At 75.0% G+C, this 16,973-nt stretch carries 14 protein-coding genes; 7 read left to right on the top strand and 7 right to left on the bottom strand.

All coding sequences use genetic code 11. The features are described from left to right. Nucleotides 1-45: 45 nt before the first annotated feature. A complete protein-coding gene (locus ACWCRA_RS28780; protein ID WP_451068981.1) occupies nucleotides 46-981 on the top strand; it encodes a hypothetical protein in 936 nt (311 codons plus the stop codon). A 44-nt stretch (nucleotides 982-1,025) separates the two neighbouring features. Here ACWCRA_RS28780 and ACWCRA_RS28775 read toward each other — a convergent pair whose 3' ends face one another. Genes ACWCRA_RS28775 through ACWCRA_RS28765 form a run of 3 tightly spaced genes read right to left on the bottom strand, consistent with a single transcriptional unit; the run spans nucleotide 1,026 to nucleotide 2,889 of the window. Beyond that, complete coding sequence (locus ACWCRA_RS28775; RefSeq protein WP_351550994.1) at nucleotides 1,026-1,451, bottom strand: ester cyclase; 426 nt, start codon at nucleotides 1,449-1,451, stop codon at nucleotides 1,026-1,028. After that, a complete protein-coding gene (locus ACWCRA_RS28770; protein ID WP_451068980.1) occupies nucleotides 1,448-2,158 on the bottom strand; it encodes a hypothetical protein in 711 nt (236 codons plus the stop codon). The genes ACWCRA_RS28775 and ACWCRA_RS28770 overlap by 4 nt, the downstream gene beginning before the upstream one ends. Next, on the bottom strand, nucleotides 2,155-2,889 hold the full coding sequence (locus ACWCRA_RS28765; RefSeq protein ID WP_451068979.1) for a MerR family transcriptional regulator: 735 nt from the start codon (nucleotides 2,887-2,889) through the stop codon (nucleotides 2,155-2,157). The genes ACWCRA_RS28770 and ACWCRA_RS28765 overlap by 4 nt, the downstream gene beginning before the upstream one ends. 191 nt (nucleotides 2,890-3,080) lie before the next feature. Between ACWCRA_RS28765 and ACWCRA_RS28760 the strand changes: the two genes are divergently transcribed. Beyond that, nucleotides 3,081-4,970 carry a hypothetical protein gene (locus tag ACWCRA_RS28760; protein ID WP_451068978.1) on the top strand — a complete coding sequence of 630 codons (1,890 nt, stop codon included), beginning with the start codon at nucleotides 3,081-3,083 and terminating at the stop codon, nucleotides 4,968-4,970. 161 nt (nucleotides 4,971-5,131) lie between these two features. Here ACWCRA_RS28760 and ACWCRA_RS28755 read toward each other — a convergent pair whose 3' ends face one another. After that, a complete protein-coding gene (locus ACWCRA_RS28755) occupies nucleotides 5,132-5,602 on the bottom strand; it encodes a hypothetical protein (protein WP_351551004.1) in 471 nt (156 codons plus the stop codon). Nucleotides 5,603-5,755: 153 nt separating this feature from the next. On the opposite strand from ACWCRA_RS28755, the gene ACWCRA_RS28750 reads away from it, so the two are divergent. The 3 genes from ACWCRA_RS28750 to ACWCRA_RS28740 all read left to right on the top strand — a co-directional run bounded on the left by ACWCRA_RS28750 (nucleotide 5,756) and on the right by ACWCRA_RS28740 (nucleotide 9,895). Next, a complete protein-coding gene (locus ACWCRA_RS28750) occupies nucleotides 5,756-7,054 on the top strand; it encodes a PucR family transcriptional regulator (protein ID WP_451068977.1) in 1,299 nt (432 codons plus the stop codon). A 224-nt stretch (nucleotides 7,055-7,278) separates the two neighbouring features. Further along, the gene (locus ACWCRA_RS28745; RefSeq protein WP_451068976.1) at nucleotides 7,279-8,355 is read left to right on the top strand and encodes an esterase/lipase family protein; all 1,077 of its coding nucleotides are present in this window, start codon (nucleotides 7,279-7,281) and stop codon (nucleotides 8,353-8,355) included. A gap of 301 nt (nucleotides 8,356-8,656) precedes the next feature. After that, nucleotides 8,657-9,895, top strand: a complete 1,239-nt coding sequence (locus ACWCRA_RS28740) for a cytochrome P450 family protein (RefSeq protein ID WP_351551013.1) — start codon at nucleotides 8,657-8,659, stop codon at nucleotides 9,893-9,895. Nucleotides 9,896-9,958: 63 nt separating this feature from the next. Here ACWCRA_RS28740 and ACWCRA_RS28735 read toward each other — a convergent pair whose 3' ends face one another. After that, a complete protein-coding gene (locus ACWCRA_RS28735) occupies nucleotides 9,959-11,371 on the bottom strand; it encodes an aminopeptidase P family protein (RefSeq protein ID WP_351551015.1) in 1,413 nt (470 codons plus the stop codon). A gap of 136 nt (nucleotides 11,372-11,507) precedes the next feature. On the opposite strand from ACWCRA_RS28735, the gene ACWCRA_RS28730 reads away from it, so the two are divergent. Both ACWCRA_RS28730 and ACWCRA_RS28725 read left to right on the top strand, forming a co-directional pair. Continuing rightward, nucleotides 11,508-12,491 carry a LuxR C-terminal-related transcriptional regulator gene (locus ACWCRA_RS28730; protein ID WP_351551018.1) on the top strand — a complete coding sequence of 328 codons (984 nt, stop codon included), beginning with the start codon at nucleotides 11,508-11,510 and terminating at the stop codon, nucleotides 12,489-12,491. A 130-nt stretch (nucleotides 12,492-12,621) separates the two neighbouring features. After that, complete coding sequence (locus tag ACWCRA_RS28725; RefSeq protein ID WP_351551021.1) at nucleotides 12,622-13,275, top strand: hydrolase; 654 nt, start codon at nucleotides 12,622-12,624, stop codon at nucleotides 13,273-13,275. 99 nt (nucleotides 13,276-13,374) lie between these two features. On the opposite strand, the gene ACWCRA_RS28720 is transcribed toward ACWCRA_RS28725, so the two are convergent. Both ACWCRA_RS28720 and ACWCRA_RS28715 read right to left on the bottom strand, forming a co-directional pair. Next, entirely contained in the window at nucleotides 13,375-13,839 is a 465-nt protein-coding gene (locus ACWCRA_RS28720) for a MarR family winged helix-turn-helix transcriptional regulator (RefSeq protein ID WP_351551024.1), read from the bottom strand. A 73-nt stretch (nucleotides 13,840-13,912) separates the two neighbouring features. Continuing rightward, the gene (locus ACWCRA_RS28715; protein ID WP_451068975.1) at nucleotides 13,913-16,831 is read right to left on the bottom strand and encodes an AAA family ATPase; all 2,919 of its coding nucleotides are present in this window, start codon (nucleotides 16,829-16,831) and stop codon (nucleotides 13,913-13,915) included. Nucleotides 16,832-16,973 lie beyond the last annotated feature (142 nt).

Genomic DNA, 16,973 nt, shown 5'->3' with positions numbered 1-16,973 from the left:
ACCTAGGATCGGGGGCCGGACGCCGGCCGGACGGAGAGGGAGCGCATGCGCGGTCTGCACATCGTGGGGGTGCACGGGATCAGGCAGGGCGCCGGTGCGACCACCGAGATGCTCAGCGACGCCTGGCGGACCACGCTCGCGTCGGCGCCGGAGCCGCCGGGCGGACCGCTCTGGTCCGGCCCGGCGGGGGTGGCGGTGACCGTCCCCTCCTACCAGGGTGTCTTCCCGAGGACGCGTACCCGGTTCATCCGGCTGGGGCCGGATGAACCGGAGGAGACGGAGACGGGTCCGGTGGGCGAGGAGGAGGAGACCTTCATCCTGGAGGCGCTGGCCGCCTACTCCCCCTCGGCCCTCGTGGCCGAGGCCGGGGCCCTGGCCGACGGTGGGGAGGACCGGCTCGCGTCGGCCGGGACCCTCGGCGAGGAGGACCGGCTCACCCCGCGCATCCGGCGGCGGGCCAGGGCCGTGAACCGCGTGGAGGGCAAGGGGGTGACCGGCCGTCTGCTGTGGATCGTCCGCGAGGCCCACACCTATCTGCGGGAGCCGGGCGTCGGAGCGGCCGTCCGCGCGACGGTGCGGGAGGCGCTGCTGCGCGACGACACGGCGATGGTCATCGCGCACTCCCTCGGCAGCGTGATCTTCTACGACATGCTCAGCCGGGGCGAGGTGCCCGTGGACCGCCGGGGAGCGCCCACCGTGACCACCCTGGTGACCTGCGGCTCCCCGCTGCGGTGGCTCGCGGTCCGCGAGGGCGTCCACGCCGCGGGCGGCCCGCTCTCGGTGCCGGACGGGGTCCGGTGGACCAATCTCTACGCCCCCCGGGACGTGGTGAGCCGGGGCACGGGCCTCGCGGATCTCGCGGACGGTGTCACCGACGCCAGGGTGCACAACGGCACCCTGCGCGCCCACGATGTGCACCGCTACCTCGACAAGCCCGAAATCTCCGAGTGTGCCGTCCGGGCCCGGGCCCGCGCCCGCTGAAGCAGCGGCGGCGCGCACCGGCGGCACGCGCGAGGTACGCCCCGTCAGGGCCCGGGCGGCGGCGCGATCTGCCGCATGAGGTCCATCAGGTCCGGGGCCACCCACTCCTCCGCGATCCTGCCGTCCTCGAAACGGTAGAGCTCGATACTGCGGAACCCGACCGGCCGGTGGGTCGCGGCCACGCCCTGGAAGGTGCCCCGGTGGGTGCCGCGGAAGCGGAGGCGCACCGCCACCCTGTCGTGGGCGCCGAACATGTCCTCGACGGTGATCCGGAGGTCGGGGAAGCCCTCCAGCATGGCCCGCGCCCCCAGCCGCCAGACCTCCCGTCCGCGCAGCGGGTCCGGCACTCCGGGGAGGCTGGCGGTGAAGTCCTCCGTCAGCAGCTCGGCACAGGCGTCGAGGTCGCCGCTCTGGAGCCGTTCGAAGGCGGTGCGCAGCACGGCCCGGTTGGTCTCGGTTCCGGTGTTCATCGAATGTCCTTCCCTCGGGGGTCTCGGGGGTCTCGGGGGTCTCGGGGGTCTCGGGGGTCTCGGGCGGGCCGGGACCGGCGCAGGGCGCCGGCCAGCGCGTCCGGGTCGTCGGCGTGGAAGCGGATGACGCGTGCCTCTCCCCGGCCGCCGAGCGGGCGGGTGAAGGCCAGGGGGCGGGTGAGTTCCAGGGTCACCGTGGTCTGGCCGGCCACGATGAGGTCGAGCACGCCCTCGCCGGACAGCGACACGAGCCTGCCCCGCGGGTAGCGGCGGTCGACCCGGACCGAGGCGACCGCGTCCGCCGGGACGTCGAGGTCGAAGAGGGCGCCGTAGCGGATGCGCACGGAGCCGTCGGGGCGCGCCACGTGCGGCCGGGTGACACAGGCCGCGTGCATGCCGAGCAACAGCAGGACGCCGTAGACGTCGAGCACGAGCAGCACCCGGTGGACGACGGGCCAGGGGATCAGATACGCCAGCGCCACCGTCTCGACCACCGAGACGAAGACCAGTCCGTACATGAGTGCCGTCTGCGGCCCGGTGTATCCGGCGGCGTGGTCCCCGGCGCGTACACCGTGTGTCCGGCGCGCCGCCCACCGGGCGAGGGAGCCGGCGGCCCGCGCCTCGTGCGCCAGCAGCCGGCGTATCCGCACGGGGACGACGGCGCGGACGGCGGCCCGCGCGCCCCGCGCGTACCCGGTGCCGCTCATCGCCGGCCCCGGCGCAGGAACTCCGCCATGAGCCTGCGGACGACCTCCGCCTGCGCGGGGGCGTACTCCGCGAGCAGCGCCTCCCGGAATCCGTCCACGACCCGCCCGTCGGCGGGGATCGCGGCGAACACCTCGTCCGGGACGGCCGCCACGAGTTCGGCCGCCAGCGCCGGAATCCTCGGATCGTCGACCGGGGCGTCGGCGAGCGCGTCGAGCCGTTCGTACAGCGCGAGCAGCGCGGGATCGGCGGCGAACGGGCCGAGCACCGCGTACAGTTCCCGGCCGTCGATGCCCAGGGTGTCGAGGAGTGTCAGATGCTCCCGGTCCTTCGCGGCGGCGGGCGAGGCCGTGGGCGGTGCCTTCGCGAGGAGCGCGGCGAGCGCGGGGGAGAGCGTTTCGGCCTCGTCCGGGCCGGCGGCCAGCAGCGCCGCGAGCCGCCGCCTGCGCTCCCCGATCGCGGCCTCCTGCCGGGCGAGGTCGGTGTCCAGCTCCTCCAGTACGTCGGCCAGGTCGCGCCCCGCGTCGTCCGCGAGGACGTCCCTGACCTCGTCGAGGCTGAGCCCCAGCTCGGTGAGCCGGCGCACCCGCGCCAGCAGGACGGCGTCGCGGACGCTGTAGGCCCGGTATCCGTTGGGGCGCCGCTCCGGCTCCGGGAGCAGCCCGACATGGTGGTAGTGCCGGATCGCCCGGGTCGTGACCCCGACGAGCGCGGCGATCTCTCCGATCCGCATGGCCTCAGTAGAAACCCTGCCGCCGCGTCAAGGTCAAGCGCCGTCCGGGGCGTGGCGGGCCGGACCGTGACGATCACCACAGGCCCGTGGACCGCCGGGGTGCCGGTGGGCGTTGACGCACCCCCGGCGTGCGCCGTGATGCTCGGTACGTACCGGCAGTGAGCGGATGACGACACAGAGGTGCCCCTGACATGAGACTGTCCAGAACCGGCCGACCGCCCCGCAACCGCCGTCTCGCGGTGCTGGCCACGAGTACGGCCGCCCTTCTCGCGGCGCTGGTCGCGCCGCAGACCGGCGCCTCGGCCGCGCCGGCCGCGCCGGCCGCGCCGCAGGAGCGCGACCGCGCGTCGGCCGCGTCCCACCGCGGTCCGGTCCTCGACGCACAGCGGACGGCCCGGGCCCAGGTGGACGAGTGCTTCAGGTCCATCGGCGGTCCGCGGCCGCTGCCGCGGGGCGGGGTCTGCCCGTCCGGCTTCCAGCCGAAGATCAACGGCGCGTATGTGTGGAGTGCGGCGCGCTCCGGTGACCACGCGTACTTCGGCACCCTCTCCAACATCACCTGCAACGCCTCCTCCACCTACTCCGGCGACACGACTCCGTACCTGGTGCGGAACGCGGACGTGTGCGAGTTCGGCAAGGGCACCAACGCCGGTGCGCTGGGCGAGATCTACGGTGACGCCCGCACGCCCCAGGTACTGCGCGTCAACGCCGACACCCAGAAGGTCGAGGACGTCACTCCGGCGTCGGACCCGCTGATCAAGCGGACGCTGGGGCTGCGGGGCGCCGCCGCCCACGACGACGTCGTCCTGCTCTTCGGGCAGACGGTGAACGAGGGCCAGGCCGTGGGCCAGAGCCTGTCGATGTTCGCCTTCGAGGGCAGCACGGGCGAGTTCCTGGGCTCCAAGGCGTACACCGATCTGGTCAGCGCGCGCGGCGGCGTGGTCGCCTCGGACGGCAACCTGTATCTGGCGGGCCGCGCGCCGGGCGTCAACGGCGGCCGGGTGCTGCGCTGGACCGGTGACAAGGAGAACCCGTTCTCCTTCGATGTCGTCGCCCAGCTGGAGAACGACCCCGGCTATCTCACCACCTTCAAGGACCGTCTCGTCGCCTCCGGCTGGGGCACCCAGGTGCCCGGTGAGCGGGGCGCGGTGAGCGGCGGCGCGTCGAAGGTCTGGATGAGCCCGCCGATCCCGGCGTCGGGGCTCACCTTCGACGGCGCGGCGGCCTGGCAGCCGATCTTCTCCTGGGACGAGTACGACCCGGACCCGGCGATCAGCAAGGGCGTCGCCTGGGGCGCGCTCACCGAGTGGCGCGGCGAGCTGTACGTCGGCAGCTACAACCAGGCCGCGGTCGGCGCGGTGCAGACGATGTGGAAGGCGTACGGGCAGCCCAAGGGCGACGCGCTGCGCAAGCGCGACATGCTCTCCGCCGCGCGGCCGGCCACGGTCTTCCGGATCAGCGACCCGGGCTCGGAGAAGCAGCGCACGACCCTGCTGTACGGGGAGGAGAAGCTGCCGGTCTACAACCCGAACACCAGGCGGTGGAGCTCCAAGCCCAATCTGCTCGGGCAGAAGCCGAGGTTCGGCCCGTCGGGCTTCAACGGCAATGTCGGCAACTCCTACGCCTGGACCTTCACGGTCTTCCAGGACCGGCTGTACATGGCCACGTTCGACGGCACCGGGCTGATCACGCCCGGCTCGCACTTCACCGCGGTCAACAACGGCCTGTCGCAGACGGCGAAGCGGAGTCTGGAGTCGGTGGTGGGTCCGTCGCTGAAGGCCACTCTCGGCGGCGGGGACGTCTGGCGGATGGACGACCCGGCGAAGCCGGCCGTGGCCGAGACGCTCAACGGCTTCGGCAACCGCTCGCAGCACGGTGTGCGGGTCTTCCTGCCCTTCGAGGACAAGGGGTTCCTGTACGCGGGGATGGCCTCCTCCTGGAATCTGCGGGCGACCGCCAGGGACCGCGGCGGCTGGGAGCTCAACCGGCTGACTCCGGGCGCGAAGCGGGCACCGCTGGACACCCGGCTGCCCGATGACGCGCGGGAGGCGGCGGCGGGCGCCGGGGTCACCGGCTTCTGATCACCGGCCCGGACCGTGCCACCGGCCCGCACCGCGCGACCGGCCCGCACCGCGCCACCGGCCCGCACCGCGCCACCGATCCGCACCGCGCTACCGGCCCCGCCCGCCGAACCCGGCGGGCGGGGCCTTCGCCGGACGGCGGCGGGGCGGCGGGGCGGCGGTCAGCGGCCGGGGACGGAGCGCCCCGGCCCGGCGCGGTGGGAGTCGCGGCCCTTGTTGACCAGCCGGGTGACCTGCTGGCGGGAGCGGCCGGCGACCCGGGCCAGCTCGGTGAGGGTGAGGCCGCCGTCGTCGACGGCGGCGCGGTAGCCCTCCACCCGCCCGTGGGTCACGGCGCCGTTGAGCGCCTGGAAGGCCGCGGAGAACTCCGCCCACGCCGTGTGCATGGCAGAGCCGCCGAGCACCACGGACGGTGGTCCGGGGCGGCGGCCGGCCCGCAGCTCCACGAGCGAGTCCTCCACCCGTGTCAGGGCCGTGCGGAAGTCCTGGCAGGTGGCCAGGATGGTGTCGATCAGCCGGTAGAACTCGGCGAGTTCGCCGTAGGGCGCGTCCGCGCCACCGCCCGGCACCGCCGCCTCTTCGGCGGCCCCGCTGTCACTCGTGTCCGTTGCGTCCGGTCTCTGCGCCGGCATCGCGGCTCCCCTCCCCGAAGGTGCGTCAACTCGGCACAAGTGAATCCGAAACACCTCTCAGAGGGAAGTCCTGATCAGTCTTTCAGCACATCAGTGGACCATGACGTGATTCACCTCTAACGTGAACAGGCGTCCCGGACAGCGGAGGTGACCGTGCGCGGACCGTGCGCCCCCGAGCCGTATCCGCACCGGAGTCCCGGCGGCGGGGCACCCGGCGGACCGTCCGGGGCGGCCGTCGATCCGGTGCTGCGGCACGCGGCCGAGCTGCTGCGCCCGGATCTCCCCGTGTTCACGGAGGGTGTGGTGGGCCGGGTGCGCGCGGCCGTCGCGTACTACGGCGATCCGCTGCTCTCCCCGCCCGATCTGGCGCGGTCCGCGCTGACCGCGCTGGACTCCTTCGTCGCCGGGCTCATCGCGCCGGAGAGGGCGGCGGAGTCGGGCGAGTACGCCCGGGCGGTCGGCGAACGGCGCGGCCGGGACGGCGCTCCGGTCCAGGCGCTGCTGCACGCCTACCGCATCGCCGGGGCCGTTCTGTGGGACGCGCTGGTCGCGCGGGTGGCGCGCGAGTGCCCGGAGCGGGTCGCGGCCATGGCGTACGCCGCCAACGATGTCTGGCGGCGGGTGGACGGGGATGCCGCGCTGGTGGCCGAGGCCCACCGCAGAGCGGTTGCCGGGCCGCCGCCCGATGACGGCCCGCGGCACCGGCCGGTGCTGGAGGCGCTGTTGCGCGGGCAGGCCGACCCCGCGCGCCTCCCGGTGTTCGCCGCCTCCCTGGGCCTGCCCCGGTACGGCCGGTACGCGGTCGCCGTGCTGCGCGGCCCCGGGGCGCGGCTCTGGGACACCGGCCCGGCGCGCGAACTCCGCGAGGGCGTCGAGCTGTACTGGTGCCCGCGCGAGGACGGGGTGGCCGTCGTGGCGCTGCTCGGCGACCGGCCGCTGGCCGGCCTGGGCGCGCTCATCCCGGTGGGAGCGCACACCCGAGGGGGTGTCAGCACGGTGGTGGGCGGCCTGGCGGAGCTGGGCCGGGCCCACGGCCTGGCGGAGCTGGCGCTCGGCGCGTGCCCGGCGGACGGGGAGCTGACCCCGGTGGGCGACCGGCCCCTGCGGGCGTTCGCGCTGGCCAGGCCGGATCTGGCCGAGGACTTCGCGGACCGGGTGCTCGGTCCCGTACGGGCGCTGCGGCCCGCCGAGCGGGACGAGTTGCTGGCCACCCTCGCGGCCTGGCTGGAGTGCGGCGGCTCCACCCGGCGGGCGGGCGAGCGGCTGTACTGCCACCGCAACACCGTCCTCAACCGGCTGCGCCGGCTCGAAGCGCTCACCGGCCGCCGGCTGGCGCACCCCCGGGACGCGGCGGACCTGGCGATGGCCCTGGAGGCGCAGTGGGTGAGCGCACCGCCCGGCGGCCACGGCTCCCTCAGCGGGGACGGCACCGGTGACGGCACCGGTCGCTGACCCGGCGGGCGGCACCGGTGACGGCACCGGTCGCTGACCCGGCGGGCGGCCCGGCTGTGCCCGGCGCGCGGCGGTCCGCCCCGGTGGTGTGCCGGCGCACAGGATGGTCACGCGCGGTGGAGCACCGTCTTCCCGGCACCTTCCGGCCGTGCCGGGCCCGTGTGACATTCGGCTGCACAGCCCCTCCCCCAGCCGCCGGAGCCCCGGACGGAAGGAGCGCCCACATGCACGCTCACGGGACCCACCGCACCCACCGCACCCACCGCACCCACCGAATACGCCCCCGGCCCGCCCGCGTACGCGCTGTCCTCGTCGGCGCGCTGCTCGCCGCGCTGGTCGCGGCCACCGTGCTCGCGCCCGCCGGACCCTCGGCCGCGTGGACCGCCCGGGCGGCCGGGAACGTCGCGGGGGTCACCGTCGGCGGTCCACCGCTGAGCACCCCGCCGGACCGGCTGGCCGCGGCCCTGGACTGCCCGGCCGGTTTCCCCCGCTCGGAGCGCGAGCCGGTCCTGCTCGTCCACGGCACGGGCGTGGACTCCGCTCTCAACTGGGGCTGGAACCAGGCCCCGGCGCTGCGGGACCGGGGGTACGACGTGTGCACCGTCGACCTGCCGGGACGGTCGACCGGGGACATCCAGGAGTCCGCCGAGTACGTCGTCCACGCCGTCGCCGCGCTGCACGCGGCCACCGGCCGCAAGGCCGATGTCGTCGCGCACAGCCAGGGCGGCCTCCAGATCCGCTGGGGGCTGACCTGGTGGCCGGGGCTGCGGGACATGGTCGACGACGTGGTCAGCCTGGGCACACCGGAGCACGGCACCGCGGCCGGTGACCTGCTGTGCGTGCTGCCCTGCGCGGCGGCGGCACATCAGATGACACAGGGCTCGGCCTTCCTCGCCGCGCTGAACTCGGGTGACCAGACACCCGGCGCCGTCTCCTACACCTCGATCCGCACGCGCGACGACCTGGCCGCCGTCCCGCACTGGACGGCGGTCCTGGACGGGGCCCGCAACATCGGGCTCCAGGAGGTGTGCGGCATCCGGCTGGTGACCCATGTGGGGCTGGTCTACGACTCGGTGGCGTTCCGGCTGGTGCTCGACGCCCTGAGCAGCCCCGGCCCCGCCGATCCGCGACGGCTGCCGGCCGGTGCCTGTCTCGCCGCTCCGTACGTCCCCGGGGTCGGCGCCCTCGATGTCGTCCGCGCGACGGCCGCGGTGGTCCCCGCGGCGGCCACGGCACTGGCCGCGGCCCCCCGGACGCACCACGAGCCGCCGCTGCGGCCGTACGCCTCACCGGGGCGGTGATCAGGGGGCCGTCCGGGGAGCGGGCGGGGACTGGGACGGGGTGAGGAGAGCCGGTGCGGGGCCGTGCCCACGACCGGGTGCGGCCATCCGGCGCCGGGTCCGCAGGCCCGGGGCGGCCCACGGAGGCGCGGCGGGCGGGGCGGAACGCGCCGTCGGCCCGCTCCCCGGATGCCCTCCGGGCGCCCCCTCGGGGCAGGCGCCACCCGGAGCGGGAGCGGCTACGCTGACCGCCGACGCGGACGACGGCTGCCGCGTCCGCCCGCGTCCGTCCCGCGGGCACGACAGCCGAGAGGAGCACCGTATGACTGCTCTGTCCGATTCCCGGTGTCCCGTGCTCGACCCCACCGCCCGTACCGCGCACGCGGACGCGGCCGTTCTGCGCGCCCTGGGCCCGGCCGCCCCGGTGGAGCTTCCCGGGGGCGTCCGCGCCTGGTCGGTCACGCGTCACAGCGTCATCCAGCGGCTCACCGGCGACCCCCGGGTCTCCCGTGATCCGTACCGGCACTGGCCCGGCCTCGCCGATGTGCCCGAGGGCTGGTCGCTCGCCGTCTCCGCTCTCATGCGGAACTTCCTCAACTCCTACGGCGACGAGCACCGCAGGCTGCGCCGCCGGATGGCACCGTCGTTCTCGCCCCGGCGGGTGGAGGCGCTGCGCCCGCAGATCCAGGCGACGGCGGACCGTCTCGCCGACGGCCTCGCCGCGCTGGCGCCCGGTCAGAGCACCGATGTCCGGCGGGCCCTGTCCCTGCCGCTGACCATGACGGTCATCTGTGATCTCTTCGGTGTCCCCGCCTCCCTGCGGGAGGACTTGGGCGCCGCCATCGACGCGCTGATGGACACCACCGCGAGCCCCGAGCAGGGCCGGGCCCGGCTGGCCGAACTCACCGCACGGCTGGCGGGGCTGCTGGAGCACAAGAAGGCGCATCCGAGCGCCGACTTCACCAGCGATCTGCTCGCCCCGCCGGCGGACGGGGAGGCGGAGCTGACCGACGGGGAACTGCTCGACCATCTCTTCCTCATGCTCGCCGCGGGGTACGAGACGGCCGTCAACCTCATCACCAGCGCCGTCCACGCCCTGCTCGCCGAGCCCGGACACCTCGGCCGGCTCCGGCGGGGCGCCATCGGCTGGGACGATGTCATCGAGGAGACGCTGCGGCACAACGGCCCGATCATGCACCACCCGATGCGGTACGCCATCGAGGACATCGACCTCGGCGAGGGCGTCCTGATCCGCCGGGGCGAGCCGATCATCATCGCCTTCGCCGCCGCCGGGCGCGACCCCGGGCTCCACCCCGACCGCCCCGATGCCTTCGACCCGGCGCGGCCCGGGAAGGAGCATCTCGCCTTCGGCCACGGCCCGCACTTCTGCCTCGGCGCCCATCTCGCCCGGCTGGAGACCCATATCGCCCTGACCACGCTGTTCGCGCGCTTCCCCGATCTGGCCCTCGCCCACCCCGACCGGACCCCGGACCCCGTCCCCTCGCTCTCCCTCAACGGGCCCGCGCGGCTGTACGTCGTTCCCCGCCCCCGGACCCCCTGACGGCTCTCACGGGCGCGCGCCGGGCCATGGACCGGGTCCGGCGCGCACCGGGCGTCCGCGCGGTCAGCCCGCGAACCGGGCCATCCACTCCTCGACCTCGTCCGCCGACCTCGGCAGGCCCGCCGACAGGTTCTCGTGGCCGTCGGCGGTGACGAGCAGGTCGTCCTCGATCCGGACACCGATGCCGCGCCACTCCTCGGGCACGGTGAGATCGTCCGGCTGGAAGTAGAGACCGGGCTCCACGGTGAGCACCATGCCCGGCTCCAGCACGCCGTCGACGTACTCCTCGTTCCTGGCCCGCGCGCAGTCATGGACATCGAGGCCGAGCATGTGGCCCGTGCCCGCCATGGTGAAGCGGCGCTGGAGGCCGAGTTCGTACGCGCGGTCCGCCGGTCCCTCGATGAAGCCCCACTCGACCAGCCGGGCCGCCAGATGGCGCTGGGACGCCTCGTGGAAGTCGCGGTACGGGGCGCCCGGCACCACGGCGGCCATGCCCGCCTCCTGGGACTCGTGGACCGCGTCGTAGACCTTGCGCTGGAGGGGGGTGAAGGTGCCGCTGATCGGCAGGGTGCGGGTGACATCGGCGGTGTAGAGGGTGTGGGTCTCCACCCCGGCGTCGAGCAGCAGCAGGTCCCCCGGGCGCACCGGACCGTCGTTGTCCGTCCAGTGCATGATCGTGGCGTGCTCCCCGGCCGCGCAGATCGAGCCGTAGCCGACGGAGTTGCCCTCAAGGCGGGCGCGGCGGAAGAAGGTGCCCTCGATCCACCGCTCGGAGGAGGCGACCGCCCGGGAGAGCTCCCCGATCACATCGGTGAATCCGCGCACGGTGGAGTCCACGGCCTTGCGGAGTTCCGCGATCTCCCAGTCGTCCTTGACCAGACGGAGATCGCTGAGCGCCTCCTCCAGTGCCTCGTCGCGCTCCGCGTCGGTGGTGACGGCCGCCTCCAGCGAGGGGTCGACACCCCGGACGATCCGGGTCGGCGCGCCGGGCGCGGCGGCCAGGTCGGCGGCGGCCGTGCGGATGTCGCGGCAGGGCAGACCGAGGACGCGTTCAGCCTCCCCGAGGGAGCGGCGCCGGCCCATCCACAGCTCCGCCGTGGGGCCGGTCCAGAACTCGTCGTCGTCCCTGCTGTCCCGGGGCAGCTGGTAGCAGTGGGCGTCATGGCCGCCGTCCGGCCGGGGTTCGAGGACGAGCGCGCCGTTCCGGGCCCGGTCCCCGGTCATGTGGACATAGGCCGAGTGCGGCCGGAAGGGGTAGCTGTCGTCGTTCGAGCGGACCTTGAGGTTCCCGGAGGGGATCACCAGACGCTCGCCCGGAAAGCGCGCGGAGAGCGCGGCGCGGCGGCGGGCGGCGTACGGGGCCTGCTCACCGGGGCGCAGATCGCGGCGCTCGGTGTCGGCCCAGCCCGTGCGCATCAGGGCGGAGAGTTCCTCGGAGATCCCCGCGTAGAGACCGTTCTTCCGGGTTTTCGCCATGTCCTCGTACACCTTTCTCTGGGCCGGTTCGCCGGCGGTTCCCGGACGGTATCCCGCGTGGTGCCCGCCCGGTGCCCAGGAGTGCCACTGGCACGGATCGGCCACCGGTGGGTCCGGGCCGCCGATAATGAGGCGCATGAGAAACGCGAAACTCGGTGAGGCGCTCCGCCTTCTGGGGCTCGACCGTGCGGCGGCCCAGCTCTATCTGGCCCTCCTCGATGTGGCCCCGGCCCCGCTGGGGGAGATCGGGGCCGCGGCCGGTCTGGGCGGCGCTGAGCTGGCCTCGGCCCATGGCGCGCTGGTCGACGCCGGGCTGGCGAGCGCCGCCGGGGAGGGCGGGGCCCCGGTGGCGCCGGTGCCGCCCACCGCCGGTCTGGAGATCCTCGCCCGGCACCGGGCGGCCGAGGTGGAGGAGTCGCGGCTCGCTGTCGGGGGCGCGTTCGACGCGTTCCGGCGGCAGCGGCTCGCCGCGTACAACGACCATCTCGTGGAAGTGGTCACCGGCGACGCCGTCGGCCCCAGAATCCGCCAGGCCTGGGCGAGCGCCCGCGATCAGATCCGGCAGTTCGAGTCGCCTCCGTACGCACCCCTGGCGGGCGCCACGGAGGACGCGCTGGCCACACTCGCCCGGGGGGTGACGCAGCGGGTGGTGTACTCCCGGGACGCGCTGGAGCATCCGGGGCATCTGAGGGACGCCGTCGAGCCGTGCGTCCGGGCCGGCGAGCAGGCCAGGGTGCTGCCGTCGGTACCGGTCAAACTCGTGATCATCGATGAGGTGTACGCGCTGGTCTCGCTGTCGATCCACGAGGCCGATGTGCACAACACCATGCTGGTCGTGCAGCCGTGCGGCCTGCTCTCCGCGCTGATCGCGCTGTTCGAGCAGTCCTGGCGGAACGCCCTGCCCTTCCCCGGCCGCGCGGCGGGTCCGGGCGGCCCGCCACCCGCGGACCGGCGTCTGCTGTGGCTTCTCGCCTCCGGCGCGAGCGACGATGCCATCGCCCGGGAACTGGGCATCAGCCGCCGCACGCTGTTCCGGCGGCTGCAGATCCTGATGGCCCGGCTCGGGGCCGCGAACCGCTTCCAGCTGGCGTTGCAGGCGCAGCGCGGCGGATGGCTGTGAACCGGCCGGCCCGCCGGCGCGGCGCGGTTCTAGGTGGTTGTCGCCGACGCGAGCGCGTACGGCGCGGTGGAAAGGTCACAGGCGCGGTGACCGAACGGCCGCGGACCGACAACGACCAGCGGGAGAACTCATGGCAGCCCAGGGCATCACCTACACCGGTCTCGACGCGCTCCTCACCCCGGAGAACTCCGTCGTTCTGTTGATCGACCATCAGGGTGCCCAGTTCGCGGGCATGCGCAGCATGGACGCCGGTCTGGTGGTCAACCATGTGACCGCGCTGGCCAAGGGGGCCAAGGTGTTCGATGTGCCGACCATCCTCACCACCGTGGTGGAGGAGCGCGGTGGCCGGCTCATCCGGCAGATCCAGGACGTGTTCCCCGACCAGACCCCGATCGACCGTACGACGATCAACACATGGGAGGACCAGCGGGTGGTGGACGCCGTGGCCGCCACGGGCCGCAGGGACATCGTCATGGCGGGGCTCTGGACGGACATCTGCCTGGCCTGGCCCGCGATCCACGCCATAGCCGACGGCTACCGGGTGTTCGCGGTGACGGACGCCTCGGGCGCCACCAGTGTCGAGGCCCATGAGCGCGGCATCCAGCGCATGATCCAGGCCGGTGTGATCCCGACCTGCTCCGGAACCGTCATCGGGGAGTGGCAGCGGGACTGGGCCCGCGAGGAGACCGTACCGGGCGTGACCGAGATCCTGCTGGAGCACGGTGGTGTCTTCGGCACCAGCCTGGCCTGGGAGCTGCAACTGCTCGGCCTCGACAAGAGCTGAACCCGCGCCGGACGGCCCCGCGGTGCCCCCGCCGGGGCGGTCGCGGGGCCCGTCCGGCGAATCCTCCCCGGGGGGCGCGGAACACCCCGGACGGGTTCCCTATCCCGGTTCCCGGCCGACGGCGTCCAGCATTCTGCCGATCAGCTCGCCCAGGGTGTCGACCTCCTGGGACGTCAGGGGGTCGAAGAAACACCGGCGGACCGTCTCCACATGGAGAGGGGCCGCGCTCTCGATCGCGCTCCGCCCCGAGGCGGTCAGCCGCACCATGGCTCCCCGGGCGTCGTCGGCGCACGGTTCCCGGGTGACGAGGCCGCGCTTCTCCATACGGATGATCTGGTGGGAGAGCCGGCTGCGCTCCCATCCCACCTCCAGGCCCAGTTCTCTCGACCGCAGCAGTCCGCCGGGCGCGTCGGAGAGGGGGACGAGCAGCGCGTAGTCGGCACCCGAGAGACCGGAGTCCCGCAGGAGCTGGCGTTCCTGCGCGCTCTGCAGATCCCGGCGCAGGTCCCGGTACATCTTCCAGACCCGCGCCTCCCGCTCGTCGAGCCATCGCGGTTCTTTCATGGGAGGGAAGGTAGCAGAGGGCCGGCATGGCCCCGGAGGGGGAAATGAGCGCGCTCCCCGGGCCGGGACTCCGTCAGATCCCGGGCAGCGCGGTGGGCAGTTGCCGGCGGGAGGAGAGGCCCATCTTCTTGAACACACCTCTCAGATGGGCGTCCACCGTCCGGGGGCTCAGGTTCAGTTCGGCCGCCGCCTCCCTGGTGGTGGCTCCCGTCGCCACCAGATGGGCAACCCTCCGTTCCTGGGAGGTCAGCAAGGAGGTGTCGGCCCGTCCGGTCCAGGGCGCGGAGCGCGCCCGGAGGGTGCGGGCGCGCTCCCCGGCAGCGCGCGACTCCCGGGCGGCCCGCGCGGCGAAGGCGGCGGCGCCGCAGGCGGAGAACACCGTGTACGCCTGTCCCAGCTGTCGGCGTGCCTCGACCCGGTATCCGCCGGCCCGCAGCCATTCCCCGTACAGAAGACGGCCGCGAGCGGCCTGCGGGGCCGCCCCGCTGAGATCGAGGCGCCGGATGGCCTCCCGGTACAGCTCCCCGGCCTCCGCACCGCCGCAGAGGAGGGCCTGGGAGCGCAGCCGTACTCTGAGCGCCCAGTCCGTGGAACTGGCGCGGGTGCGCCGGATCACTCCCTCCAGCGCCGCGTCGGCGAGGCCGCGCTCTCCCGACCGGGCTGCCGCCTCCACGAGTTCGGCCAGACCCCAGGTGTGCAGGCCGGTCTCGTCGAGCCGATGGTCGGAGCGCCACACCCGGACGGTGTCGGCGGGGCGGCCGAGTCCGTTGAGGAGGACGGCCCGGGCGTGGCCGACGGCCGTGAGCAGCCGGCCGTCCCCGCGCGCGACCGCGTCCCGCCGGGCCTCGGCGGCGAGCGACGCGGTCCGGGCCCGGTCCCCGCGCCAGGCGGCGAGGGTGATCCGCGCACAGGACAGCTCCGGGTCGCCGGACCCATCCGGGCAGTCGGGGCGGTCCGGGCCGCTCGGCGGGGAGCCGGCCTCCCGGACCAGGGCCGCGGCGGCCCCGAACTCGCCGGTGTGGACATGGAGCAACGCCCGCCGGCCCAGGGCGGCGCGGAGCACGGTCCAAGGGCCCGAGCGCCGGGCCTCGCGCAGTTGGCGGTCGGCGAGCCGGTGCCACGCGGACTCGTCCCACAGATCGATCGCCGCACCGCACAGCGCCCCCGCCTCATCCGCTCCGGGGGGCGGGGTCCCCTGGCCGTCGAGGTGGGAGCGGAGCGCGCGTTCCAGCGCGGGCGCGGCGGAGGCGACACCCGCGCGCTCGCGGGTGGTGAGGGCGCTGAGCAGCAGATCGAGAGGGCGTGGGAGGCCGGGAGGCGGGGTGGGGTGCCCGCTGCCGGATGGTTCCGGGGGTTCCGGGGGTTCCGGGGGTTCCGGGGGATGCGGGGGTTCCGGGGGATGCGGGGGATGCGCTCCGGTGGCGAGGCGGCCCGCGCGCTCGGTGGCGATCAGCCGCTCCAGAGAGACCTCCCGCAGCAGCGGCGCGTCCATGGGGACGGAGGCCAGGAGCGCGGCCGCCCGCCGCAGCAGACCGGCCGCGCTCGCGTACCGGCCGCGATCGAGGGCCAGGCGGGCGTGGAGGGTCTCGGCACGGGCGGTCAGCCGTTCGTCGAGCGGCCCGGAGCGGACGCGTGCCAGCAACCGTTCGGCCGACCGGTGGGCTCCGGCGGCACGGTGGGCCCCGGCGGCGCTCAGAGTGCGCGCGGCGCGGTCCCGGGCGCCGGGGGTGAGCCGGGCCGCCGCTTCGAGGAGGACGGCGGCCCCGCCCGGTGTCCCGGACCGCGCGGCCGATCGCTCGACGGCCGCCGCGATGGCCTCGTCCGGACCGGCGAGGGAGTGCGCGCGGTGCCGTGTCCCCGGGTCCGGTCGGCCGGCGACGGCGTCCGCCGCGACCGCGAGGGCGCGGTGGGCGGACCGGCGTTCGGCCGGTGTGGCCCCGCACCAGACGAGGGTCCGCACGAGGGGGTGGCTGAACCGGACCCACAGGCCGACCTCCAGGAGCGCGGCCCGCTCGGCGGGCGCCGCCGCCTCGGCGCCGATGCCCAGGTGCCGGGCGGCCCGCCACAGATACAGGGGGTGTCCGGTGGGCTCGGCCGCCGCCACCAGCAGGAGCCGGCGGGTGGCCGGGGGGAGCGCGGAGAGGCGGTCGCGGAGGTCGGCCTCCGCACACGCCCGGGGCGGGGCGTCACCGGATGGCGTGTCCGGGGTGCCCGGGCCCCCCGGGATGTCCGGGTCATTGGATTCTTCCGGTTCATCCGGGTCGTCCGGTGCGGGGAGGCGGGCGGCCCGGGAGATTCCGATGAGGGCGGAAGGGTTGCCCCGGGCCTCGGCGACGACACGGTCCCGCACCGGGCGGTCGAGCGGGTCGAGGTCGCGCCGCGACAGAAGGATTCGGGCGTCCCGCTCGGGCAGTCCGGCGAGGAACAGCGTGGGAAGACCGGCCAGTTCGGTCCGGCCGTGGTGCCGCCGGGCCGCGAGCAGGAAGACGACCGGAATGTCATGGACTCTCCGGGCGGCGAAGGCGAGTGCCCGGCTGGAGGCCCGGTCCAGCCGGTGCGCGTCGTCGACGGCACAGAGCACGGGCCGTTCGGCCGAGGCCGCGGCCAGCAGGCCCAGCGCCGCCGTGGCCACGAGAAACGGATTCCGGTCGGTGGCGGCGGCGCCCCGCAGCGGCGCTGCCTCCAGACAGCGCCGCTGCGGCGGGGGGAGCGTGGCGACGACGGCCGCCAGCGGGGCGCAGAGCCGGCTCAGCCCGTCGTAATCCCGGCGGCTGTCCGTCTCCTCGCCATGGCCGCGCAGGACGGTGGTCCCCGGCGGGGTCCGCACCGACGCCAGCAGGGCGGTCTTCCCGATGCCCGCCTCGCCCACGATCACCAGCGCTCCCCCGCGCCCGGCGGCGAGGCCGGCGATCAGCCGGTGGAGCCGCCGGCTCTCCTGGCGGCGGCCGATGAGCGGAGCCCCGCTCCCGGGCGACATCCGGTGGGTGGACACCGCTCCCCCGTCGTCCGACGCGACCGCCGCACGCCGGGGCCCGGCGCGCCGCCCGCCCGGGCATCACGGGCGCGCGCCTCACCCTCCCACATTTGAGGACACGTCAACAATACGGCCCGGCGCGGCCGGAGGGCTCCGGCGC

It is taken from the genome of Streptomyces sp. NPDC001889, from assembly GCF_053594535.1.
Note: the sequence above shows the minus strand (reverse complement) of the source record. Positions and strands in the feature narration are given on the sequence as shown.